Genomic DNA, 24,403 nt, shown 5'->3' with positions numbered 1-24,403 from the left:
TTTCTGCTCATCCTTTGACTTTCGATTTAGCCTTCATAGATTGTTTCTTTTCGAAATCTACCTGCTCAGCATAAAGAATTCCATTATAAAGATGTTCAGAAATTTTTGATGGAAGGTCATATCTGAAAAAGAAGGAATTTTGGCTTTTTATCCTCCTTATGAACATACACGGATTGTCTTATTTTGTTATGCGTGTCCCCGCTTTTCCATCTAGTGCAGCTACCGCTTGATCCAATGAACAAATAATTGCCTCTTTACCTAACTTTGCAAATTCTATAGCCGCTTGCATCTTTGGCAGCATACTGCCAGCAGGAAATTGCCCTTCTTCCACATATTGTTCTGCTTCTTCTACCGTAATTCGGCTTAGTTTTTGCTCATTTTCTTTGCCGAAATTGATAAATACATTTGGTACGTCTGTCAACATCATGAAAACATCAGCATTTACTTGTTGTGCAAGCTTTAATCCTGAACGATCTTTGTCTATTACTGCTTCAAGACCGTGTAATAGACCGCTGTCGTCACGATATACAGGTATACCGCCGCCGCCAGAGGAGATAACAATCGTTTCATCAATTAAACGTCGAATCTCTTCTATCCCATGGATCACTTTCGGTTCTGGGGAAGGCACAACTCGTCTATAGCCGCGCCCTGCATCTTCTGACATAGTAAACCCTTTTTCTTCTAATTGCTTCGCTTCTTCCTCTGAATAAAATACTCCTATTGGTTTCGTTGGTTTTTCAAATGCTTTATCATACTTGTCCACTTCAACCATTGTTAGAAATGTAGCTACATTCGCAGCAATGCCCCGTTCTTTAATATGGTTTTTTAAAGCCTTTTCCAGCATATAACCAATGAATCCCTGTGATTCTGCGTTACAAGCATAGATTGGCAGTGGTTCAACGACATTTTTGGCAGCTTCGTTTTGAGCAATAATATTCCCCACTTGTGGACCATTGCCATGTGTAATCACAATTTTATGTCCTGCTTCTTTAATTTCAATCATATGACGTGTTGCAGAGATTACATTTTTGAATTGATTAGCATAAGTTGCTTCTTGTTTTGGCTTTAAAATGGCATTACCTCCTAGTGCCATTACTACTCTTTTCCCCATCTCTCTCACTCCTTTGTTAAAGCCATATAAATTCCATATAAAGTATCCATCCCAGAAGAAGAACCTACTTTTATCAGGCTTTTCATACTTTTTAAAGATGAATCATGTTGTAATCTTGTAATTTTCGAACTAAATAAACCTTCTATAGCACAAGTTAAAAAGCGCGTGCTAACAATGGTTGTTAAGGGTTTTCTGATTAAATCTCCCAATGTTTCAAGGTGTTTTTGTGCGATAAAAGAGTTGATGAAATGTCCATATAATATACCGACCAATATATCGTCACCCGTTGGTGTTAAACCTTGGCCTCGGCCGATAAAGTAACGAAACTCCTCTTCCAAATTTTCAGTTGGATCGTGTAATTTATTTATCAAGTCCGACACATGAGCTGATTCAAAATCAGTAGATTCATACGATTTAAATGAAATTTGTTTGACGCTTTCTTTTAATTTATTTATGTTTGCATGTTTAAAATCCGTATATAACGGAAGTATTTTCGCATTAAAATTGAGTTCAAAACAGTTGTGGGAAAGATGGTTATTGCGAACGTGAAATGTATCTCCCACCTCAAGACCGGCTTTTAATGTTTGCTTCGTTTGTGAGTCAAGCAAGATTCCAAATGGAAAGGTCCCATTTTCATTTGTGCCGATAAATATCAATTCATCATTCCGATCAACAATATTCAAACCTTTTTCAAAAATGCTGTGCACAGTAAACGTTTTTCCCTCAGTTAATAGCTGAAGTGCGATTGAACCAATCGCACTTGCCTGTAAAATCATCCTTGAAAACCTAGTTTTTCAGCATATGCTGTGATTGCTTTCTCAAAACATTCGATTGGAGGATGAACTGTGCCAGCACCAATTTGCCCATATCCAGCAATTTTATGTGCAATACCTGTGTTGATTACCGGCGTGATACCTGTTTCAACAACTTTACGTGCATCAATACCTAAACACGCTCCTTTGAAATCCCACGTCGGAATAACAAAGTTCGGATTTTCTCCAACACAAATTTCTGTCATTTGATTGCTTGTTTCAAGCGCATCATTAAATCCGCCTGTTCCAACAAAACGTGTTACTGCAGGGGCAGCAATCATTGCTACGCCGCCTACACCGATTGTTTCTGTAATCGCTGAATCACCGATATCTGTGTTTGCATCTTCCGCTGAGTAGCCAGTAAAATATAACCCTTTTGGTGTATGAACAGGTGCTGTAAACCACTCATCTCCCATACCTGCAATACGGATGCCAAAGTTTTCACCGTTTCGGCACATTGCAGTAACGACTGTACCATGTTTGATTGTACGCGCTGCATCCATTATTGCTTTTCCAGTCGCCATGGCAATGTTTAAGAAAAATTGGTCCGTATCAGCTAAAAATTGGATCACTTCTGTCCTTTGTTCGTTTTCAACATCATCTAATGCCGCAATTACTGGAGCAACTTCTTTTAAAAACACCAATGATGCTGCAATATTGCGCTGGTGAAATTCATCCCCCATTGCAATAGCTTTAGCAATCAATATATTAACGTTTATGCCTCCATCAATTTTTCTTAATGCCTTACTTAACACCGGACCTAACACATCTTTCATCCAGTGCAGGCGATTGATTACCTGCTCATGATAAGCACCGAAGCGTAATACTGCACCAATGCCTTCGTTCATTTGACAGTACGCCTCGTTGCCGCTCTCTTTGTTCATAACAACAAGAACTGGCATATTAGGTGATGTAATGCCTCCCATTGGTCCAACCGCATTCACATGATGACATGGAATAAATGTAATCTTATTGTTTTCAAGCAGTCCACGCGCGTCCTCTTCATCTTCTGCCCATCCTTCAAAAAGAATCGCTCCAACACAAGAGCCTTGCATAGGATCTGTCATATTTTCATATTTAATTGGAGGCCCAGCATGTAATAACACATAATCTTCTAATTCAGGAATCACAGACTTGGCAGGTACAACATCCGTTAAGAATGGTTCAGCTGCTATGATCTTCTGGATAACAGCTTCGTTCGCTTCATTTATTGTTTTGTACCCCATTAAATTGTCTCTCCTTCATAGTAGTTTAGAAATTGAAGTACTTTCATTAACTTTTCATCACCGCCAGCAATTGGACGCCAGTTAAATTGAACACACTCTGAACCGCTGTTCTGAACAGCTGCTGTAAAACTTTTCAGCCCAATATTGATGACACTTGGTTTCGTATTGATTAAGGAGATAATTTTTTCGTCTACTGTCAAGTCTTCTGGGGTATGTTCAAATTTTTGTATATCTAGGACTGGCTGTTCCACTTTTCCTCCTGCCAGTTTAATCGCTGTACGAACCATTTGGTCGTTTGTCTCACAAATCATTGCTCCACTTTCTTTTAAGGTGTCAATTTGCTTTTCGTAACCTTGAGGATCTTGTGCTGTACCTACAACTGTTGCAAGTACTGCAAGTTCACGACCACTCTGATGTGCGTTGGCTAAAATACGTTTAATGGCTGGTGCTAATTCATTTGCCATATCATCATGACTGCCATAGCCAATGACGTTATCAATCATGATGACTGCTGTTTCAGGATCGTTTCCAGATGTTTCAAGCATTTCAATGCGTTTTTCAGGATCAATCATCGGGTGTGGCTTCCCTTGGGTATACATGTCATCGCCTAAGTCAATAATTTCATGATGTTTTGTTTTTAGGATATAGGCATCTTTCTTCTCTTCAGGTACTTCCTCTTTGAATGCCTCTTTCACTAACATAGCTGCTTCAGCTGCCAAAGTACCACCTGAGTAATAACCTTTAATACCAACTTGCGAATCTTTTAACGACACGTTTACATCTTCAACCACTGTCGGTTTAAAATTCGGTTTGTCACCATTGGATAATTGAACAGATACAACCGCTGCTTCTTCAAGTGTGTACGCATGATAAATATTTTCTTCCTGATAAGTTGGTTTATCTCCTAAAAATAACGTAACAACTGGTTTTTCAATATTTCTTAATACGTTTAATACTTTTTGCTGCACTTCCTCTGCAGGCGGTTTAGAAATTACTGTAATCACTTTTACTTTTGGATCTTGATTCAATGCTTTGATACTATCTAAAACCGTGGTAGCACCAACCTCTGTTGATAAATCCCGACCACCTGTACCAATTGCGTTTGTTACACCTTTACCATAACGGTCAATGATGCTTGTCACTTCCTGAATCCCTGTACCAGATGCACCCACAACGCCAATATCTCCTTCATTCACGATATTTGTAAATGCAAGTGGCACGCCATGAATAATTCCAGTACCGCAGTCTGGTCCCATGACTAATAATCCTTTTTCATGCGCCTTTTGTTTCAACTTAACCTCATCTTCTTTAGATACATTGTCACTGAATACAAATACATGTAACCCTTCATTCAATGCATTTTCCGCTTCCATTGCTGCATACTGACCCGGAATGGAAATCAATGCCAAGTTCGGGTTGTTCGCAAGCTCCATTGCACGCTTCCAGTTATGTGCTTCCTGGTCTTTAGATGTATTTTGTGAAGCGGAATCACCTTTTAAAGCTGCTTCTACTTCTTCTTTTACTTCCGATACTTTTTCTTCTTGATTTGTATCTATAACGATGACGATGTCATTTGGGTTTGCTTTTTCCAATTCATCTGTGCCCATACCCGAAGATTTAAAAATGTCTTTGTTAGCTGGTGTTCCCATCATGATCGATACTTTGTTTACACCATCTATTGCAGATAACTTGTTTGATAAAAGCATTAACACGATAGAATCTTGATAGGTGTTTTCTTTTATAATTGTGTATAACATAATGATCCTCCATTTTGTTATTCTGCAAATCTATTCTTTCCATGATAGCGATTAAAATGAACATCGCCTGAAACGAGGTAGTTATAAATATCGTCTACAATTTCAATTCCTTCTTTATCATATTTTGCGCTTCTTAATTTACCGCGCTCACCCGGATAATAAATTTCTCCATAGCCTTCTGCTGCCGGGTGTGCTTTTAATTCATCGAGCATCGTCGAAATCTGTTGTTTAAAAGCAGTTAAATCTGTGAAGTATGCAGGGTTAATCACAATATGAATTTGCCCTAAATCGCGACCTTTTGTCAGGTCTTGATACATGGAAGATACATGTACGCCATGAGGTACTCCAAGAAGGCTGCCTGATAAGATATCCACCATCATCATCAATCCATAACCTTTTGGACCGGCAATTGGCACAAGTGCATGGACATCTCTTGCATTCGTTGTTGGTTTGCCGGCTGCATCTACTGCCCATGTTTCCGGGATCGATTCATTTTTACTTCTTGCATCCAATACTTTTCCCCACGCCTGAACAGTTGTCGCCATATCAAATGTGATCATGCGTTCATCAGCCGATGGTGCACTAAAAGCAATTGGATTGGTGCCAAAGTATGGTTCTGTTCCTCCAAACGGTACGACCATTGGATCTGATTGGCACATGCTTAAAGCAACCATGTCCTGTTCTGCTGCCATTTCAACAAAGTAACCCAATGCACCACTATGCGAGATATTCTTCATGCCTACAACAGCAACACCTGAATTTTTTGCCATTTCGATTGCTTTTTCCATCGCTTGTTTTGCCGCTTGGTGACCTGGACCATTATCTCCGTTAAAGACAGCGGATGCAGGTCCTGTTTGTTCAAATGTGTAGTTTGGGTTTGCTGTAATACCGCCTTTTGCGATTCGTTCGGCATAATATTCCACACGTACTGCACCATGGGAATGGATCCCTCTATGATCGGCGAATGTCAATACATCTGAAACATCGTGTGCGGCTTCTTCATTTAATCCAGCTTTGATTAGCTTCTGTTTGATTAAATGAAACAGCTCCTGCTTAGATACACGCATCTGATTCTCCCCCTTCCATTACATGATTAGTAAATTTTGTCTGACTCTAAATAATCTAAAATTTCCTTTGTAACTGGGATACCTGTTTTTTTATACTGTTTCATCACATCTATTTGAATTTCACCGGGATAATACACTTTGTCAAATCCTTCAGCAGGTGGGTTGTCATGTAATTCTTCAACCATTTGAGATATTTTTTCCAAGAATTGCTCCTTCCCACCAAAGTATTCAGGATTGATTACGAGATGAAGCTGCCCTAAGCGACGGTACTCTGATAAATCTTGATACATGGAAGTGACATGCTTGCCAAATGGCAAGCCGAGTAAACTCCCCGATAAAATATCAACCATCATCATTAACCCGTATCCTTTAGGCCCAGCTATTGGTAATAGTGCATTTACCTTAAACGGGTCTGTTGTTGGTGCTCCATTTTTATCCACTGCCCATGAGTCTGGGATAGATTTGTTTTTACTTCTAGCATCTAAAATTTTCCCCCAGGCTTGTACCGTTGTTGCCATATCAAAAATTATTGGACTACCATCTTTTCTAGGCGCACTAAAAGCAATTGGGTTGGTGCCAAAGTACGGTTCGGTACCGCCAAATGGCACGACCATGGGATCAGATTGACATACTGTTAATGCCACCATACCTTCTAATGCTGCTTGACGTGCATAATAACCAATAGCACCACTGTGTCCCATTTCTTTTACACCGACAACACCGATACCTGATGTTTTTGCTAATTCGATTGCCTTTTTCATTGCTTGATAACTCACATAATGCCCTAACGCATTATCTCCATGGTAAATCCCTGATGCTGGGCCCGTTTTTTCGAAGCTTAAGTTTGGTTTCAGGTTATATCCACCCTTTAATGTACGTTCGGAATAGTATTGCATTCTCACTGCACCATGTGAGTGAACACCTCGTTCATCTGCAAAAATGAGTAAGTCAGCTGTTTTATCCGCTTGTTCTTCAGGTAAGCCTGCTTTCACTAATTTATCTTTCATTAGCTGCCGGAGACGATTACTTTCTACATACACTAATGGTTCACTCATTAAAATTGCCCCTCTTTATAGATTAATATCTCTATTCGCATCCTTTGAATAAATATACGAGAATGGTTCATCCAAACCAATTGCATAGGTTGCTTGCGGCGTATAAGCTCCCATAAAAATATAGTCACCTTTGTCAACTGGCATCCACTCGTTATCTAAGTTGTAAACACCTCGTCCACTTAATATATAAGCACCATGTTCTTGAACGTGCGTTTCAATGTAACCATGCGAAGCACCCGGCTCAAATGAAAGAATATGAATGTTCATGTCATATGCAATTTCTTTTGGCAGCAAATCTTGAATTAATACTTCTTTCATACCTTCATAGGCTTCTTGTTTGATGTTATTCACATTACCTGTAACAATTTCTGGTGTGTATCCTTTAAGCGGCTGATAACGCTTTTTGTATAAAAACAAACGGCTATCCTCACCATTATTATTATTGTCAAACGTCAATTGTAAGTGTGGAGGTACATATAAGAAGCCGCCTTTTGTTAATTCGTATTTTTTTCCATCTGCGAAAGCGTTGATTTTACCATATTCAACGTACACAAATGATTGGATACCATCACCAGCAAAACCGGTTTTGTTTCCGCCCTGGTTTTTAACCGTTACCAAATAATCTACAAACCTTGCACCTAAACGCGGAGATCCTAAAATGGTTACATCACAGTCTTCAAAGCCAGGTACAACATTATTAACCAAGCCATCAGGGGTGATTACCGCATAATTATCTTTTTTTATTACTGAACGTGTTTCTAATAAACCTTCTCTGTATCCTTGATTATGATTTAAGTAACTCATGAGTATCTGGCTCCTTTTCATTCTTTATAAGCTAGTTCAAACAATACATCTTTCAATACTTCAATCCCCTTCACAAGGTCTTCTATCTTCGTTTCTTCATTGGTATTGTGGCTAATTCCGCCAATAGAAGGTACAAACAACATGGCTGTAGGAACAAAACCCGCAAAAATTTGTGCATCATGACCTGCACCAGATGGCATCAATTTATAGCTGTCCCCCACATTATCCTTAGCTGCTTGTTCAACGATTTGAATGATTTCTTTATCCATCAATGACGGTGCTTCATCCATCCATAAATTAATGTCATAAGTCATGCTGTTTGCTTCTGCTACCGCTTTAACTTTATCTTCAATTTCTCTCGCAAAATCATTTAATAGTTGTTGATCAATATGACGACAGTCTATCGAAAAAGTAATTTCCCCGGGAACGACATTTACGGTGTTTGGAACAGGAGTGACATGTCCAAACGTTAATACAAGAGGCTCCCCAATTTCTCTAGCTCGTTTCGTTAAGTCTGTTACAATTTCACTATATGCAACAACTGTATCTCTTCGTAATGACATCGGTGTTGTGCCAGCGTGGTTTGCTTCACCTTTCAAGTTAATTGTGTAACGTTTTTGACCAACAATCCCAGTTACAACACCTATCGCTTTATTTTCCGCCTCTAATACTTTCCCTTGTTCAATATGTACTTCAACAAATGCTTTAATATCGTCCCGAACATCATCTGTTTTACGGTAATCAAAACCAGATTCGTGCATAGCATCTTCGAATTTAATTCCTTCAGCATCTTCTATTGTGTCAACATCCGCTTTTTTGGCTAAGTTAAAGAAGTTTTTACTTCCCCAAAATGTATATGGGAATCGACTGCCTTCTTCTTCTGCGAGCGATAATACTTCTATTGTTCGTAATGGTTGACCATATTTTTCTTTTAAATATTTCACAGCAACCAGTGCAGATAAGATACCGAATTGTCCATCTAGATGACCACCTTCAACAACCGTGTCGATATGTGATCCTGTTAAAATAGTTTCTTCAGAATATTTACTTCCAACAAGACGACCAGATAAGTTCCCAACATCATCAAAGCTTACTTCTAAACCTTCTTCCTTGAATGTTGCTTCCAGTTCACGAACTGCATCAATCCATTCAGGAGAGTATAACAGACGCGTAATACCACCTTGTTCTAAACCGCCAAAACTTGTGAATTTCTTATCTAACGTTTCAAAGGTTGATCGAATATCCATTCTTTTTCTCCTCCTTTCTCTATTTACTTCCATCATAGAACCCTGCTTACAACCATTCATTGACATAACCAACAATAATGGAAGAGCATTTTATGCACTTTCAACAAATACACCTTTTAATGGTATCTAGATAAAAGAAAATCACAGAGCGCTCGTTTAAAGATTGGAGCGAAGCGACATCTTCTGGTTTTTGACGATTGACTATCTCTCTTACCCAACAAATAAATAAGGTGCAAATTTTATACTTCCTTATTCAAGAAAAAAACTACCCTATAAATCAATAAAAAACATTGATTTATAGGGTAGTTTATCTGTTTCATTACATCATAAATAATATGCCAAGAGTCAGGATACATACGAGCAGCAGTCATTCCAGGCTGTACCTTAATGTATATTCAAGATATTACTCCCCAACCAACATGTGCAATTAACACCAAATAAAAACATCCTCTTTATCTCTCACGAAATGGCAGATGAATAAATCGAATCTTCAGCGGAATAATCCGCCTTTACATCTTCGTTTGCCTCAATGACGGGACAACTGTCCCGTCACTCAAGGAATAAATCTTCCTACTTTTTCATTTGAAATCCCTTTTTCTTTATCATAGATTTCGACACCGCGAAGGATTGTTTTCACTACCTGCGCACCAATTTCGCGGCCAATATATGGACTAATTTTGTGTCGATATGCTAAGTCCTCAGCTTTTAATACATAAGGTGCATCTTTCTTAATAAATACGAAATCCGCATCTTTCCCTACTGCAATACTGCCTTTTGATGTTAGATTAAAACGTTTCGCAGGGTTTGTAGCAATAATGGCTGCAAATTTGGATAATGACATATTACGTTTTTGCACTCCCTCATCAAATAATACGTCAACATTATTTTGTACACCTGCGATACCCCCCCAAGCTTCAAATGCATTATCCGTAGCTTTTAAGTCTGGGGTACATGGTGAATGGTCTGATGTTACGAATGAAATATCTCCGTTTAATACCCGATTCCACATGCCTTCTAAGCGTGATTGCTCACGGATTGGCGGAGAGCATTTTACAACTGGTCCGATATTATCCAGTTCTTCTTTATAGAAATATAAATAGTGTGTACATGTTTCGCATGTAATATCGACCCCTTCCTGTTGTGCTTTGACAATTTCATCTACGCCTTCCTCACAAGCTATATGAACGATGTGTACACGACATCCCGTTTCTTTCGCAAATAGAATTATTTTTCTAATCGGTTCTACTTCAGTAAATACGGGTCGAGAATCTACATAAGCGCGTAATGAGGTTTCACCATTTTTGAATGCTATTTCCCCTAACTTATCCGTAATTGCAGCATTTTCAGCGTGTACAGATAATATTTTGCCTGTTTTCGCAATTTGTTTCATACCTTCGTAGAGGGAATAGTCATCCACATTCATGAAATCTCCTTCTATAGAACGGTCACCACATGTTGCTACAAAACATTTATATGCAACAACACCGTTGTTATCTAACTCTTGAATACCTCCATCCAAGTTAAATGGTACTAAACCGCCGTAACTCGCAACGTCTACAGATAATTTTCCTTTTCCAGCTTTAAATTTTTCTTGAATAGATTCCTCATCTACCGTTGCTGGCACTTGATTTAATGGCATTTCAATAATCGTCGTTACACCGCCTTTTGCAGAGGCACGTGTTCCTGTGTCATAGCCTTCCCATTCATCACGATAGCCGCCGCCCGGCTCTGTGATATGCACATGTGCATCAACCATACCTGGAGATACAATCGCTCCTTTTGCATCGATAATTTTTGCACTTGTTCCTAAATCATTGCCGATTGCTGCAATTTTGCCATCTTTAATCCCTACTTCGACTTCTTGTTCACCATTTTCTAGAATGACTAATCCATTTTTGATAATGGAATCAAAATTCATCAAAATCATCCTCCTCTTTTAATGGTTGGATATAAAATACTGCCTTTCGTAATTGCAACCAGTCATAAGGCTATCTAAGAAGGAACTTATAACAAGGGATACTATTACTTGCAACGGTGATAATCCCAGTTGTGAAAAATCACCAACAGCTATATAATTCGGAATATTATCCACTGCTCCCATCCACAGGTTAAAAAAATTAAATAGGATGAATTTCTTTGTTCAAGTGATCTTCGGCATGATATCTTTGTTATAACCACGCTTTTCAAAAAACGAAGAATCATGTTGAAGCATAATGATTCTCCTTTAATATTTTCAACTAAAGGATTATACGTATAATAACCTTCAAAAACAGTGTACTATCAGAGTTAAAAGTTATCCTTGTAACATCTGACATATTTCATTTTTATTTTATCTTTTTCTAACAAAGATAAGGAGGTAGCCTTGATGACAACATTAAAAGAAATATTATCTGTACTGCAATTTTCAGATTTAACATTGCTGAATGAGCAGGGCGATTTGGAACGAGTGGTAGAAATGGTTGATATTACAGAAACGCCTGATATTAAAAATTTTACAACACCACACTCACTTATCGTAACAACAGGAATGAATTATCAGTATGATCAATCCGGACTTATCAATCTTATTAGTGAGTTAAATGATATACAAGTTGCTGGTCTAGGTATCAAGCTATCCCGATTTTTAAAAAAATTAGATGATGAGGTTATTGCATTTGCAAACAAATTAAAATTCCCAATTATTGAAATTCCAGAAAGTTGGAATTTGGGATCCATTACTCATCATATATCGTCATTTATCTTGGATGAAGAAACAGAAAAATTACACTTTGCATTAGATATCCAACAAGAGTTAAATGCTATGCTTATGCAAGGTTTAAGCCTGAACATGATGATTGAACGTTTAAGTAGGCTTATAAAGGTTCCTGTCATGCTGCTAAATTCTTTTCATCAAGTTGAGTCAGTGAGTCATCACTTTCATCAACACTCAGAACATGTTCAAAAAAACCTTAATTATTTCAGGAGATATTTAAATTCAGAGCAAATCGAACCAAATCATAATGGTGTTTTCCAGGAAGAATATGCTATATTTAAGGTTCCTGCATTTAAATATTTTCCGTATTATCTTATGATTTCAAATGTTAATTTGCTCAACTATCCGTTTAGTTTATTAACAATAGAACAAGCAGTCAACACACTTAGTCTCGCAATTTATAAAAATAGCAAAATCAAAGAAGCAGAGCAGCAGGATACGAACCATTTTTTCACATCGCTGATGTCCGAACATCCTGATAACCTTGTTTCACTAACACAACACACCGACCTTTTAAAAAAATATCACATTCAACCCTCTAAATTCTACCAAGTGATGATTTGCGGGATAGACAAAGAAAAGAATGTAGAAAATAGCGCCTACTTAAATGAGCGATATCAGATGACTTTTGAGTGGTTAACGCATAAGTTTACTGGGATTGATCCTTCTATTAGTATATATATGTCTCACGGTGAACGCAGATTTACGATACTTTTACAAAGAAGACATCATTATTATTTGGAATACTGTAGATATATCCAAAAAGAGTATCAGCTATTTTTTAATAGCTCCCTTTCATTTGGCATTGGTAATGAGGTCTCCGAGCTTTCACAATTACCGCTGTCTTTTTTCGAAGCGAATGAGGCTTATGATAATAAATATGAACAAGGCGAAATAGAATTTGTAGAGCCCTATAAATCTAAAAGCGTAGAAGAATTATTGCAACTCATTCCAACGAATAAATTAAAACCATTTATCATTTATACACTCGGTCCATTAGCTTATCCCCAAACAACGAAGGAAAAAGAACTCAGGTTTACGTTAAATGTCTATATGGCAAACCAATGTGATCTTACAAAGACCTCAGAGGATATTTTCATTCACCGTAATACTGTGAAATATCGTATTAAAAAATGCGAAGAAATATTAGGTCAATCTGTAGAATCTCCTGATACATCCCTGAGCATTCGATTGGCATTATTTGCTTCAGAGAAAATATCGTTGTAAATCAAAAGTAGAACCACCGGAAGTTTTCTTTTCTATTTATTTAGTTAGCTACTGTTTTATTCTGTCTTAACATAACCACAAGGAAAAATAGCAACGCTGCTGCTGCGAGAAGGATGGTTGCAATATAGAATGCTAATACTTGCGAGCCAGTTACATCACCAATATAACCAGTAAGTGTTGGTGCAATAACAGATGAGCTCATTCCAAAGAAGTTAAAGAGAGTTAATGCTCTGGCAACTCTATCTCCTGATACGGAATCAGATACATAGGTTATTAAAACTGGATCAATCGCAAGTTTACCTAATAAGCCATATAAAATTAATGCAATATACAGCACTGCAGGATTTGGTGCAAATACTGTCAAACTAATTGTTATTGCCGCAGCAATTAATAGAAATAAAATTAAACGCAGACGCAAATGTGCATGTTTGTCTATGTATTTAGTAAATATCAAAGCACCAGGCACTGCAGTGACTGCAACTAGTGCAGCTACATACCCTACTGAACCTTGAGCAAATCCTTTTTCTGCTACAAGGAAGGATGGCAGCCAAGTGACAATCATATAATAGCCATAGCATGTTGCAAAATATACAAAATATACAACTAATTGTCTTGGAGAAAATAAGCTTTCATTTTGAATATCTGTGCTTTGTATGACATCTTTCTTCTCTTCAGCCACTTCCTTGTCTGATGTTTTATCTTGTTTAATAAACAACACAAACACAAATGTTACAGCTACGATAACGATAGCTGTTATAAAAAGCATATAATTCCATTGAATTTCAAAACCGCCTACTAAAACCGATGATCCGATTAGTCCAATTACCATTCCTAATGCTGAACCGCTATTTATTATCGCATTGGAAAAGCTTTTTTTATCTTTTGGCGTATGTTTGGCTGATAAGGAAAAGGCTGCACCGTAATATGAACCAGTCGAAATACCAGCCAATAACGAACCAATGTATACTTGCATGATAGTTGAACTTGTGCCAATTACAAATGCAGCTAGCGCAAAAACGATAAATGCAGGAATTAACACCTTTTTTTGTCCAAATTTATCGACAAGTGCTCCTGACGGAATTTGCATACCCGTATAGGCAAAGAAATAAATAGAAGCAACCAACCCCATTTGTGTGTCACTAATATTTCCTAATGATTCTTGAATCTGTGGATATATTGGCGTAAGGATTGTACGATAAATCCAAATGGCTACCCACCCTAAACACAACGCAATAATGATCTTTTTGTAATAATTGGGGTCATGTTTAATTGTTTTTTCCACGGTATGACACGCTCCCTTTTTATTATTTAATAAAATTGTAGGTTATAAGCCAGTCAATAACATTGTTCACTTTCAACAAAAACAAAAGTAACATTATACATTTTAGACAAAAGGCATCTGCTTAAAAATATCGATGGAATGATTCATCAATAGAAGCTGATCTTATTTTTCCCAGCTCTCTCATTTCCATAAAAGTAATTATTTCACAACAAAAACACTTAAGAGCTGTTCGGTAAAAAAGATGGCTCTTTTTTAAAACAAACTTAGGAGTAACCATTTATTAAAAAAAGCACTTCCCAAATAAATAGGAAGCTCCACAAACGTTGATATAACAGTGTTCTTAACATTTTGAGAACTGAGGTACACGACGAGCGCCTTTAAGACCGGCTTTCTTTCTCTTTGAAAATTCAAAAATTCTCCGATATATATAGCGAATGCCGCTAAATAAGGAGGAGAGCCGGATGAAAAAATTATGGAACATCGCAGTTTCCGCTGCAATGTTCGTCGGTTTTTTCGCAAATTCACCACGCATTCAAGCGGAAAGCAATAAGCAGGAAAACGAAGTCATTGTCGTATATAAAAATGCCAGTGGAAAAGAAACTGTCATCGAACAAGCAGACACGGTAGATCACGTTTACCGGCACATTCCCGCAGCCGCTGTCACTGCGGACGACAAAACAGTGCGCGAACTTGAACAAGATCCCGACGTCCTGTATGTCGAAGACAACCTCCCGGTAGCTGCTGCCGACAGCACCGCTCTAAAAGCTGTCTCCAGCAGTACAGCGCAAAACGCCTCCGCGTTTTCACAGTGGAACATCAAGCCGATACAAGCCGCACTGGCTTGGAATAAAGGTTTGACAGGGAAACAGGTGAAGATCGCGGTTATTGACAGCGGGATTTCCCCCCATGAAGAGCTGTCAATCGCAGGCGGTACATCGATGGTCGGCTATACCGCTTCATACCGTGATGATAACGGCCACGGAACACATGTTGCCGGAATCATCGGAGCGAAGCATAACGGACGGGGGATCGACGGCATCTCGCCTGGCGCGCAGCTGTATGCCGTAAAAGCGCTGGATCGGAATGGTTCAGGGGATCTGAAAGGCATCTTACAAGGCATCGATTGGTCGATTCAGCACGGAGTCGATATCATCAATATGAGCCTCGTCGTTTCAGGCGACAGTCAAGTTCTCCACGATGCAGTAGATAGAGCATACAAAAGGGGAATCATTTTAGTCGGCGCGAGCGGAAATGCCGGAAACGGAAAATCCGTTTATTACCCGGCCGCCTACAGCAGTGTGATAGCCGTCTCTGCCACCAATGAAAAAAATCAGATCGCTTCATTTTCAAACACCGGCAGCGCCGTCGAGTTTTCCGCTCCCGGCACATCGATTATCAGTACATCTTCCGATCGCGGCTATGCAATCGGAAGCGGCACTTCACAGGCAACGCCGCACGTCACCGGAATGTTTGCTCTTTTGAAACAGCTGTACCCAACCGCTTCAAACACTGAGTTGCGCAAGAAAATGCAGTTTTATACAAGCGATTTAGGCGCCCCCGGCCGTGATCATTTGTTCGGCTACGGATTAATCCGCTTCAAAGAGATCACACAGCCATTGGAAAAAGCGCAAAAAGCAGTTGGACAAGCGGAAAAGACAAAGAAAAAAGCGGACATCCAAGCCGCGCAAAAAGCGATCGAACCGCTGCCTGCAAACGCCGATAAAACCGCTTTGAAAAAAAGACTCGATACTGTTAAAGAGCAGCTTAAAAAAACAGCCGAAAGCAAAGTGAAACTCGCTGAGAAGCAAAAAAAGAAAACCAATGCCGATGCAGCCCAGAAAGCGGTCAATGAACTCGACAACAGCACTTTCAAAACGAATTTGCAAAAACGAATCAACGCGGTCCGCTCAAGCCTCTTGAACACCGCAAAGCAGGCCGTTGCCAAAGCTGAAAAGGCGGCAACAGACTCAAACCTCGGCAAAGCACAAAAAGCGATCAATGAGCTTCCTGCCGGAAAAGACAAATCAAATCTGCAAAAAAGGCTGAACACCGCAAAAAAGCAAGCCGCAGCAGCCTATAACAAAAAAGTGGCAGCGGCGAAAGCCAAAGTCAAAACGGCCGAACAAAAAAGAACGAAAAAAACAAAATCGGCAGCGCAATCAGCGGTCAGCAAGCTGAAAGCATCCGCCGAAAAAAAGAAGCTGCAAAAATGGATCAATGCGATCAAACTGAAGTAGCACGAAACAAAAAAAGCCCGGAATTCCGGGCTTTTCTTGATGAACGTATTTAGCGAATACGTCTTTTTTGATGCTGTTGTACAAATTGACATTTTCGGACACGACATTTGTGAAATCGTATTCCTTTCGGTCGGCCGCTTACCTTTCGCCGTATTCTCCAATCACTTTTTATCAATTCTTTCTGTCACGATCCCAACGATGTCCCGTTCTGAAACAAAGCCGAAATGGCGGCTGTCAAAGCTGTGGATCCGGTTGTCCCCGAGGACGAAGTACTCGTTTTCGGGCACTTTCTCCTCTCCGGTCACTTCCTTCAGCGTAAAATCCCCTGTCAAGTCCCCTCCGGCAGTGACGGCCTTTAAGTCGTCCAGATAAGGCTCTTTGATCTTTTCTTCGTTGATATACAGCTGATCATCTTCATACCTGAGGGTTTCGCCCGGAAGCCCGATCACCCTTTTAATGAATATATCTTTGTCAGGTCCTTTAAACAGCACGATATCAAATCGGCTGATCGTTTTAAAGTGGTGGGCGAACCTGTTGATCAAAAGCTCGTTGCCCTCCTGAAAGGTCGGATTCATGCTGACGCCTTCTACTTTATATTCAATGAAAACGGCATTTTTGACCTGAATCCCGACGACGATGATAAGCAGTACCCCGGCTATGACCAAAAAACGCTTTTTCAATTCTGTGTCCCCCTAGTCTTTCTCTCTCTGGCTGAATCTCACGTTCAGACGATGTTCAACCCGTTTTCCGGCATACCATAAGATCAGCATGACGATGATCACGGCGGCTGTCCGCAAAGGCTGGGTAAAAAGCGCCTTCAGATCGTGACCGACAAAGCTCACCATAAAAATCATCACGAACTTGCCGCAAAGCACCGCCAGTGAAAAAGGCAGCAGGCTGACTCGCGAAAGTCCTGCCACAACATTTACCGCCGCCGAAGGCGTGAATGGAAAGCAAAGCAGGAGAAACAGCGGACCGAAGCCCCGTTTTTCCACCCAGATCATCAGTTTTTTTACGGATGGATGCCTGCGGATAAAACCGAGTGCTTTTTGCTGGCCGAAATGGCGGATAAAAAGAAAAACCGCTATAGAACCTAAAGATGCCCCAATCCACGTCAACAAGAACCCCTGCCATAAACCGAACGAATTTACATTGGCAACAACAAACACGAGCAGGGGTAAAAACGGGAGCAGCGCTTCAATAAACGGCAGCAGTACGGCTACAAAAGGACCAAAAGCCCTGTAGCTCTGAAAAAACTCTGTTAAATTCTCTTCTGTAAAATAGCTGAATAATTGCTCCAACATTGATTCTCCTCAGGGCGGTTGTCTACTTCTATTCTACACTTTAAATCAAAAACTTTAAATCATCCGTCTCGGTTGTTTCTGTATTAGTCTGAAACAACCTGATCATTTTAGTCATTTTTTCCCGTTCTTGATTAAAAGGCCGTATTTCGTGTAAAATAAAAACAGAACAAACGTTCCTGATCAAAAAAGAAATGAGGAGAAAAGCCATGACAAGAATTCCCGCCGAAGCCAGGGATATGATTGAAAAGGCGATTTACCTCCCGATGACCGTCAGCATATTAAACCGGGACATGAAAATCATCCAGCAGGGGCCATTTAAGCTGAAAGACCCCTATCTGCGTCTGATCGAACAGGCGTTAAAGCTTGCCCAGCGCGATCTGTACGACGTAAAAAATGAACTGCGCCGGCGGAAAATCAAGGTGCATGAAGTGTCACGGGACGAAGCCTTTACGATGTATTCCTTTATATATGAGGGATACGAAGAAGAGCATAACTACTTTAATCCCCGCATCCGCAACCAGGTATCCGCGCTTCTTGAGCACTATTTATTCAAAGCCGCTCCAGATCAATAGCGCTTTTTCAGCTCCCTGAGGATGAATTCGTATATCAGCTCATTCCGGTCTTCTTTCGGATAGAGCATAAATTCCTGTTTCTTCTGCATGGCGTTTCCTTCAATCCGGTCGATAAATTTTGTTCTCAGCCATGCCGTTCGGTATACCTGGTTTTCGAAAGATGTGATGGATACAGGCAGCTCCAGCGTTTCCCCGTTGACAAAGGTGACAAACGTGTTGTCATACTTTGCCGCGCAAAACTCGTGAACATGCGCATGGGAAAGCCACCCGCACTGAGGACGAGTTGAGGAAAATGTAGGAAAAAGAAAAATGTTGTTTGAGTGATCCACCATGATCGGCGGTTTATGGGAAACTTTAATGACTTCATATGTGCCCGCTTTTCTTCCCGCATAGCTCGATCCGAAATAGCGGCAGCTTCTTTCGATGATCTGAAACGGCTTCATATTGACGAGGAAAGTCCTCTCGGTCTCAAGTATTTTTGAGGCGGGTTTCTCCCCCTCTCCCAGAGGCAGGACAGCCATTGTCGAACCGTTTACTTCATACGTATCTTTTGTCATATCCTCTGTGCTCATCATGATCCTCCTAATCGTTAGTAAATTTATACTATTAATCTAACATTATCCTTTACAAAACGACAGGATTTTTTCCAATTAATTTGAAAATATGTTTTTAAAATGCCATTTTTATGTTTTGTTCGATTAAATCCGTGTTTCTTTGTCCAAATATACAAACTTTTATTCTCATAAACACGCAGCTTCGAATAATTATCTAAAAATTATAAATACTTATTGATTTTTTGTTGCGTAATCCATATACTATAAAAAAGGCATCAGGGGGAATCTTTATGAAAGAGAAAAAGTCGTACGCTGAGCTCATGAAGTCCCGCAATACCCAAAAGGTGAAAGAACTTGATGTAACCATCACGGATATCTACATTCAAATGGTCCTTGATGAATCGCTTTTCAAACGGCGTTTACACACGCTGAGCAAGAAGATTAATGAAGCATTAGACAAAGGAGATAAGCAATCTTTCCTTGAGCTTTCAAGAGAATATACAGCGCTGAAAAAGCACGCATAACGGCCAATCCCTCCCGGATTGGCTTTCTTACGCGAAAAAAGCCGGCTGATAAATAGTCCCGGCTTTTTCATCCGTTTATAATCGTTCCGCCGTTGACATGGAGCACCTGGCCCGTCATGTAAGAAGAATCATCGCTGGCTAGAAACAGATAGCTCGGCGCCACTTCAGCAGGCTGCCCGGGCCGTTCCATCGGCGTTGTTGAACCGAATATTTCGACCTCTCTCTCCGTAAACGTCGACGGGATAAGCGGCGTCCAAATCGGACCCGGTGCCACCCCGTTCACACGGATGCCCTGATCGACGAGCGACAAAGCGAGCGAACGCGTAAATGATGTAATCGCTCCTTTTGTCGAAGAATAATCGATCAGCCTTTCATTGCCGGCATAAGCCGTAATCGAGGTCGTATTGATGATTGAGCTGCCTTTTTTCAAATGTGGCAGCACAGCTTTTGTCAAATAAAACATGGAAAAAATATTCGTCTGAAACGTTCGGATCAGCTGATGGCTCGTGATTTTTTCGATTCCCTTTTGCGGATGCTGTTCAGCCGCATTATTGACGAGAATATCGATCGTTGGGAATGCTTCCTTTGCCTGGCGCACCACATCGTTGCAAAAAGCCTCGTCCCCGATGTCCCCTGCAATCAGCTTGCATCCGACGCCTTCTTTTTCCACATACCCCTTTGTTTCTTCTGCATCGCGGTGTTCATTTAAGTAAACGATGACAACGTTCGCGCCTTCCTTCGCAAACAAAACGGACACGGCACGGCCGATTCCGCTGTCTCCTCCCGTAATAATCGCGGTTTTCCCAGCCAGTTTTCGCTCTCGTTTCGGCCGGTCGAAAACGGGCCGGGGATCCATCAAATACTCCAATCCGGGACGCTGTGTTTGGTGCTGGGGAGGCAGTACTTTCTTCGGCTGCTTGCTCAAAACCATTCCTCCTTCACATCGATTCAACCTTACTATTTTATGAAAACGCCCCTTTTTTATGACAAGCCGCTTCACATGCATGAATATTTCTCAATTGGGAAAATTTAAGAACAAAACGGATGCATGATGGAGGGAACTTTGTGAGCAATCAAGAACAAAAACTGCCGGATTCGCCTGAATCGTATTGGAGAAACAGTACAGACCTTCCTTCGTTCGAGGAACTGTCTGAAGATGTCAAAACAGATGTCGCCATCATCGGCGGCGGCATGACCGGACTGACAACGGCTTATTTGCTGACGAAAAAAGGCTACAGCGTCGTCTTGATCGAATCCGGACGGATACTCGACGGAACAACCGGCTATACGACAGCCAAAATCACCGCGCAGCACGATCTGATCTATGACGAACTGATCCAGCATATCGGGATGCCGAATGCAAGACTGTATTATGAAGCAAATCTCAAGGCGCTGTCCTTTATCAAAAACCTCGTGCTTGAGCAAAAGATACCGTGCGATTTTGAAGAACAGGACGCGTGCATTTACACAACTGAAGAACAATCGGTCCAAAAAATCAGAAAGGAATATGAAGCATACCAAAAGCTCGGGATTGACAGGGAATTCATCAAAGATCTCCCCGTCCCAATCGATGTAAAAGCAGGACTCGTCATGAAAAACCAGGCCCAGTTTCATCCGCTGCACTATTTGAAATACCTTGCAGAGGCCGTCCGGAAAGCCGGCGGAAAAATATACGAAAACACGGCGGCTAAGGAAATCAAAGAAGGCGATCGGCCGAAAGTGCTGACAAGAAGCGGGCATCAAATCTTCAGCGATTATGTTGCGTGCTGCACGCACTTTCCGTTTCATGATAAAAAAGGATTCTATTTTGCAAGGCTTGAGCCGAGCCGATCATACGTGCTCGCCGTTAAGCCGAAAACGCCGTATCCCGGCGGGATGTACTTAAGTATAGACCAGCCTTCTCGCTCGCTCCGCTCGGTGACGATCGACGGAGAAAAAATGGTTCTTGTCGGCGGTGAAAGCCACAAAACCGGCCAGGGCGAAGATACAATCAAGCATTATCAGGCGCTTGAATCATTTGCAGAAGGCGTGCTCGGCGTTGAATCGATCCCTTACCGCTGGTCAGCGCAAGATTTAATCACGCTTGACAAAATTCCGTATATCGGGCCGATCTATCCGAAAGAAAAGCGCATTCTCGTCGCCACCGGATTCCGGAAATGGGGCATGACAACGAGCACGCTCGCCGCGCAGTTGATGACAGACCATATTACAGGCGAGGACAATCCTTATCAAGCCGTCTTTCAACCGGCCCGTTTCCACCCGGATCCAAGCATCAAAAAAGCGATTTCCTATAATGCGGATGTTGCAAAACACTTTGCCGAAGGAAAACTCGAGCAGCCGATCAGGAAGCCGGAAAACCTTGTCAACGGAGAAGGCGCGGTCGTGTCGCATGCCGGAAAACGGGCGGGCGCTTATCGCGATGAAAAAGGCGAGCTTCATCTGGTTGACACAACATGCACCCATATGGGCTGCGAAGTCGAGTGGAATGACGGGGAAAAGACATGGGACTGTCCGTGCCACGGATCAAGGTTTTCGATCGACGGCGATGTCATTGAGGGCCCTGCCGTAGAACCTCTTAAAGATCCGGAAAGCTGAGGTGTACAAGTTAAAAAGTAATGAAAAATTGCCGATAAAAAGATAAATGCTGGAAATTTTTAAAAAACGGCAGTTTTATCATTAACGATTACAGGGGGATACGATCGTGTTATTCAAAAAGGATAGAAAGACAGAACGATCATTTTTGGCTGAAGAAAGCCCTGAAACAAAAAGAATCAGGCTCAATCAGCACGCAGAATTTAAAAAACAGCTGGCAATGGTCGATTTGACGGATGAGGATCTTTGGGTGCTGAGCAGGCTGAAGCCTTTAGTCACTGAACATATCGAAACCATCGTCACCCGGTTTTACAAAAACCTTGAGCATGAAAGATCTCTCATGGAGATCATACATGACAACAGCTCGGTCGACCGTCTCAAAAAGACATTGACGATCCACATCCAGGAAATGTTTTCAGGCGTCATCGACGAAGCCTTTTTAGAAAAAAGAATCCGGATCGCCCACGTTCATCTTCGCATCGGACTGTTGCCAAAGTGGTATCTGGGGGCATTTCAAGATCTCCTTCTTTCAATGCTGACAATCTTTGAAAACGCCTTATCCGATGAGGAATACAGGCGGTCTGTCAAAGCCGTCACCAAAATACTCAACATCGAACAGCAGATCGTCCTGGAGGCCTTTGAAGACGAACACGCGAGGCTCCGCAGACTTGATGAAGAAAGCAAAAATGAACTTCACAGGCAAATTAAAGATACTTCCGGTTCTTTGGCCGCTATATTTGCCGAAACGACGGGCGCCGTACAGGAATTGGTCGACAAATCTTCCGAGATCGCCGAAACGTCAAGAGTTGGAACGAAGACAGCCGTGTCTGTCGAACAAAAATCGATCGGCGGAAAAAAGGAGCTTGAGGAGCAGGAACAGCAGCTGAATCAAATGGGAAGCAGCATGACGCAAATCGAGCAGGAAATTAAAAAGCTGGAAGAAATCGCGCTGCAGATCGAAAAGATTTTCGGGATCGTAACAGGCATTGCCGAACAGACGAATTTGCTTTCGCTCAACGCCTCGATCGAATCGGCAAGGGCAGGAGAGCACGGCAAAGGTTTCGCAGTTGTCGCAAACGAAGTCAGAAAGCTGTCCGATGATACGAAAAAAACCGTCTCCACCGTATCAGAGCTCGTCAATAACACAAACGCGCAAATCTCGATCGTCACGAAGCATATTACAGATGTAAATCAGCTTGTGAACGAAAGCAAAGACAAGATGTCGGAGATCAATCATCTATTCGATGATATCGTCTCCAATATGAAAACGAGCAAAGAGCAAAGCGGCCGAATCGAAGGCGACCTGCAGTCGTTTTTAAGCGGCCTTCAAGATGTCAATGCCGCCGTATCACAAGTCGCAGTTTCAGTCGATTCTCTCGTAGAGCTGACAAAAAAATGAGGCGTTACCGTACACAGGTCAATCATGACCTGTGTATTTTTCTTTCGCATCCTTTTGCAACCTGATTCTATTACGTTATTTGAAAGTCTAATATGCCAAAGATATGATTGATATTCGCAGCATCTTGGCCACGCTCAGCGATGTTTGCAGATCCGCAAAATCGGCGCTGCGCTCCTGTTTTGAAAAAATCTTGTAAATGTTGTTGTGTGCCAGTCATATTTCGTGGTTCTGTTTTTTAAATTTAGTATAATGGCCATATCACCGAAATGTGCACCCCTAGTTTGAAAGGAGACTTTTTAGCATGACTGCGATTTGTTTGATCCGGCACGGCGAGACAGACTGGAATGCTTTAGGAAAACTGCAGGGAAGAACTGATATCCCTTTAAATGAAACGGGTAAAAAACAAGCAAAAGAAACCGGGGCGTTTTTGACAGGGTCTGACTGGGACGTCATCATTACAAGCCCTTTAAGAAGAGCGAAAGAAACCGCTGAAATCATCAATCAATACTTGGGACTTGAAATCATCGAAATGGAAGATTTCATCGAAAGGAATTACGGAGATGCAGAAGGAATGCCATTCGAAGAAAGAACGAGGCTCTATCCCGATAAAGAATATCCGAATCAGGAATCAAAAGAAGCACTTGCCGAACGGCTGATGGCCGGCGTTCAAAAGGTCAGCGAGCGGTATCCGGACAAAAAAGTGCTGATCGTCGCACATGGAGCCGCGATACACGCGCTTCTGTCAAAAATCTCAAACGGCGACATCAACCTGGAAAACACGAAGCTCGTCAATGCCTGCCTGAGCAACATCAAATTTCACGAAAATAAATGGCATGTGAAGGATTACAATCTTTCACACCATTTGTCAGATTAAAAAAAAG

Annotated in this window: 21 protein-coding genes; 7 read left to right on the top strand and 14 right to left on the bottom strand. The window is 41.1% G+C overall.

Going from position 1 to position 24,403, the window contains the following annotated elements; all coding sequences use genetic code 11:
* Window positions 1–178 precede the first annotated feature (178 nt).
* From arcC to allB, 9 genes are all read right to left on the bottom strand, one after another.
* Window positions 179–1,111 (bottom strand): carbamate kinase, encoded by a 933-nt coding sequence (gene arcC / locus MKX80_RS06010; RefSeq protein ID WP_268323934.1) that lies wholly within the window; start codon window positions 1,109–1,111, stop codon window positions 179–181.
* A gap of 5 nt (window positions 1,112–1,116) precedes the next feature.
* Window positions 1,117–1,887: a DUF2877 domain-containing protein gene (locus tag MKX80_RS06005; RefSeq protein ID WP_268323935.1), complete on the bottom strand. Its 771-nt coding sequence runs from the start codon at window positions 1,885–1,887 to the stop codon at window positions 1,117–1,119.
* Window positions 1,884–3,149 carry a DUF1116 domain-containing protein gene (locus MKX80_RS06000; RefSeq protein ID WP_268342786.1) on the bottom strand — a complete coding sequence of 422 codons (1,266 nt, stop codon included), beginning with the start codon at window positions 3,147–3,149 and terminating at the stop codon, window positions 1,884–1,886. The genes MKX80_RS06005 and MKX80_RS06000 overlap by 4 nt, the downstream gene beginning before the upstream one ends.
* Complete coding sequence (locus tag MKX80_RS05995) at window positions 3,149–4,906, bottom strand: acyl-CoA synthetase FdrA (protein WP_268342787.1); 1,758 nt, start codon at window positions 4,904–4,906, stop codon at window positions 3,149–3,151. The genes MKX80_RS06000 and MKX80_RS05995 overlap by 1 nt, the downstream gene beginning before the upstream one ends.
* Before the next feature lie 17 nt (window positions 4,907–4,923).
* Window positions 4,924–5,973, bottom strand: a complete 1,050-nt coding sequence (gene allD / locus MKX80_RS05990; protein ID WP_268342788.1) for an ureidoglycolate dehydrogenase — start codon at window positions 5,971–5,973, stop codon at window positions 4,924–4,926.
* Between the two features lie 26 nt (window positions 5,974–5,999).
* On the bottom strand, window positions 6,000–7,028 hold the full coding sequence (gene allD / locus MKX80_RS05985; RefSeq protein WP_182070916.1) for an ureidoglycolate dehydrogenase: 1,029 nt from the start codon (window positions 7,026–7,028) through the stop codon (window positions 6,000–6,002).
* A gap of 15 nt (window positions 7,029–7,043) precedes the next feature.
* Window positions 7,044–7,832 carry a (S)-ureidoglycine aminohydrolase gene (gene allE, locus MKX80_RS05980; RefSeq protein ID WP_154999599.1) on the bottom strand — a complete coding sequence of 263 codons (789 nt, stop codon included), beginning with the start codon at window positions 7,830–7,832 and terminating at the stop codon, window positions 7,044–7,046.
* A gap of 17 nt (window positions 7,833–7,849) precedes the next feature.
* Window positions 7,850–9,079 (bottom strand): allantoate deiminase, encoded by a 1,230-nt coding sequence (gene allC, locus MKX80_RS05975; protein ID WP_154999600.1) that lies wholly within the window; start codon window positions 9,077–9,079, stop codon window positions 7,850–7,852.
* Between the two features lie 553 nt (window positions 9,080–9,632).
* Window positions 9,633–10,997 (bottom strand): allantoinase AllB, encoded by a 1,365-nt coding sequence (gene allB / locus MKX80_RS05970; protein ID WP_154999601.1) that lies wholly within the window; start codon window positions 10,995–10,997, stop codon window positions 9,633–9,635.
* A gap of 447 nt (window positions 10,998–11,444) precedes the next feature.
* Between allB and MKX80_RS05965 the strand changes: the two genes are divergently transcribed.
* The gene (locus MKX80_RS05965; protein WP_268342789.1) at window positions 11,445–13,058 is read left to right on the top strand and encodes a PucR family transcriptional regulator; all 1,614 of its coding nucleotides are present in this window, start codon (window positions 11,445–11,447) and stop codon (window positions 13,056–13,058) included.
* Window positions 13,059–13,098: 40 nt separating this feature from the next.
* Here the strand turns inward: MKX80_RS05965 and MKX80_RS05960 are convergent, their stop codons facing one another.
* Complete coding sequence (locus MKX80_RS05960) at window positions 13,099–14,340, bottom strand: MFS transporter (protein WP_339228137.1); 1,242 nt, start codon at window positions 14,338–14,340, stop codon at window positions 13,099–13,101.
* 461 nt (window positions 14,341–14,801) lie between these two features.
* Between MKX80_RS05960 and MKX80_RS05955 the strand changes: the two genes are divergently transcribed.
* Window positions 14,802–16,577, top strand: coding sequence for a S8 family serine peptidase (locus MKX80_RS05955; RefSeq protein WP_326849683.1), 1,776 nt, complete (start codon window positions 14,802–14,804; stop codon window positions 16,575–16,577).
* A 161-nt stretch (window positions 16,578–16,738) separates the two neighbouring features.
* Here the strand turns inward: MKX80_RS05955 and lepB are convergent, their stop codons facing one another.
* Window positions 16,739–17,257, bottom strand: a complete 519-nt coding sequence (gene lepB / locus MKX80_RS05950; protein ID WP_043927308.1) for a signal peptidase I — start codon at window positions 17,255–17,257, stop codon at window positions 16,739–16,741.
* 12 nt (window positions 17,258–17,269) lie between these two features.
* Window positions 17,270–17,881 (bottom strand): TVP38/TMEM64 family protein, encoded by a 612-nt coding sequence (locus MKX80_RS05945; RefSeq protein ID WP_043927307.1) that lies wholly within the window; start codon window positions 17,879–17,881, stop codon window positions 17,270–17,272.
* A 206-nt stretch (window positions 17,882–18,087) separates the two neighbouring features.
* Between MKX80_RS05945 and MKX80_RS05940 the strand changes: the two genes are divergently transcribed.
* Entirely contained in the window at window positions 18,088–18,453 is a 366-nt protein-coding gene (locus MKX80_RS05940; RefSeq protein ID WP_152847534.1) for a hypothetical protein, read from the top strand.
* On the opposite strand, the gene MKX80_RS05935 is transcribed toward MKX80_RS05940, so the two are convergent.
* Window positions 18,447–19,025 carry a competence protein ComK gene (locus tag MKX80_RS05935; protein ID WP_154999609.1) on the bottom strand — a complete coding sequence of 193 codons (579 nt, stop codon included), beginning with the start codon at window positions 19,023–19,025 and terminating at the stop codon, window positions 18,447–18,449. The genes MKX80_RS05940 and MKX80_RS05935 overlap by 7 nt on opposite strands.
* A 272-nt stretch (window positions 19,026–19,297) precedes the next feature.
* On the opposite strand from MKX80_RS05935, the gene MKX80_RS05930 reads away from it, so the two are divergent.
* Window positions 19,298–19,531 (top strand): IDEAL domain-containing protein, encoded by a 234-nt coding sequence (locus MKX80_RS05930; RefSeq protein ID WP_003180353.1) that lies wholly within the window; start codon window positions 19,298–19,300, stop codon window positions 19,529–19,531.
* A gap of 67 nt (window positions 19,532–19,598) precedes the next feature.
* Here MKX80_RS05930 and MKX80_RS05925 read toward each other — a convergent pair whose 3' ends face one another.
* Window positions 19,599–20,456 (bottom strand): SDR family oxidoreductase, encoded by an 858-nt coding sequence (locus MKX80_RS05925; RefSeq protein ID WP_043927304.1) that lies wholly within the window; start codon window positions 20,454–20,456, stop codon window positions 19,599–19,601.
* 140 nt (window positions 20,457–20,596) lie between these two features.
* Here MKX80_RS05925 and MKX80_RS05920 point away from each other — a divergent pair, with 140 nt between their 5' ends.
* From MKX80_RS05920 to MKX80_RS05910, 3 genes are all read left to right on the top strand, one after another.
* A complete protein-coding gene (locus MKX80_RS05920) occupies window positions 20,597–22,126 on the top strand; it encodes an FAD-dependent oxidoreductase (protein WP_154999605.1) in 1,530 nt (509 codons plus the stop codon).
* A gap of 106 nt (window positions 22,127–22,232) precedes the next feature.
* A complete protein-coding gene (locus tag MKX80_RS05915) occupies window positions 22,233–23,522 on the top strand; it encodes a globin-coupled sensor protein (RefSeq protein WP_268342815.1) in 1,290 nt (429 codons plus the stop codon).
* 301 nt (window positions 23,523–23,823) lie between these two features.
* Window positions 23,824–24,396: a histidine phosphatase family protein gene (locus MKX80_RS05910; protein ID WP_268342816.1), complete on the top strand. Its 573-nt coding sequence runs from the start codon at window positions 23,824–23,826 to the stop codon at window positions 24,394–24,396.
* The last annotated feature ends 7 nt before the right edge of the window (window positions 24,397–24,403 follow it).

The sequence above is a fragment of the Bacillus sp. FSL K6-0972 genome (assembly GCF_037976035.1).
GTDB classification, from domain to species: Bacteria; Bacillota; Bacilli; order Bacillales; family Bacillaceae; genus Bacillus; species Bacillus haynesii.
This window is presented reverse-complemented; position numbering and strand designations above follow the sequence as displayed.

Coding starts and splice junctions, on each gene's coding strand:
- MKX80_RS05955 (WP_326849683.1), top strand. CDS start 14,802: ATGAAAAAATTATGGAACATCGCAGTTTCCGCTGCAATGTTCGTCGGT.
- MKX80_RS05910 (WP_268342816.1), top strand. CDS start 23,824: ATGACTGCGATTTGTTTGATCCGGCACGGCGAGACAGACTGGAATGCT.
- allB (WP_154999601.1), bottom strand. CDS start 10,997: ATGAATTTTGATTCCATTATCAAAAATGGATTAGTCATTCTAGAAAAT.
- allE (WP_154999599.1), bottom strand. CDS start 7,832: ATGAGTTACTTAAATCATAATCAAGGATACAGAGAAGGTTTATTAGAA.
- allD (WP_182070916.1), bottom strand. CDS start 7,028: ATGAGTGAACCATTAGTGTATGTAGAAAGTAATCGTCTCCGGCAGCTA.
- MKX80_RS05965 (WP_268342789.1), top strand. CDS start 11,445: ATGACAACATTAAAAGAAATATTATCTGTACTGCAATTTTCAGATTTA.
- MKX80_RS05930 (WP_003180353.1), top strand. CDS start 19,298: ATGAAAGAGAAAAAGTCGTACGCTGAGCTCATGAAGTCCCGCAATACC.
- arcC (WP_268323934.1), bottom strand. CDS start 1,111: ATGGGGAAAAGAGTAGTAATGGCACTAGGAGGTAATGCCATTTTAAAG.
- allD (WP_268342788.1), bottom strand. CDS start 5,973: ATGCGTGTATCTAAGCAGGAGCTGTTTCATTTAATCAAACAGAAGCTA.
- MKX80_RS06000 (WP_268342786.1), bottom strand. CDS start 3,149: ATGGGGTACAAAACAATAAATGAAGCGAACGAAGCTGTTATCCAGAAG.
- MKX80_RS05995 (WP_268342787.1), bottom strand. CDS start 4,906: ATGTTATACACAATTATAAAAGAAAACACCTATCAAGATTCTATCGTG.
- MKX80_RS05945 (WP_043927307.1), bottom strand. CDS start 17,881: ATGTTGGAGCAATTATTCAGCTATTTTACAGAAGAGAATTTAACAGAG.
- allC (WP_154999600.1), bottom strand. CDS start 9,079: ATGGATATTCGATCAACCTTTGAAACGTTAGATAAGAAATTCACAAGT.
- MKX80_RS05940 (WP_152847534.1), top strand. CDS start 18,088: ATGACAAGAATTCCCGCCGAAGCCAGGGATATGATTGAAAAGGCGATT.
- MKX80_RS06005 (WP_268323935.1), bottom strand. CDS start 1,887: ATGATTTTACAGGCAAGTGCGATTGGTTCAATCGCACTTCAGCTATTA.
- MKX80_RS05935 (WP_154999609.1), bottom strand. CDS start 19,025: ATGAGCACAGAGGATATGACAAAAGATACGTATGAAGTAAACGGTTCG.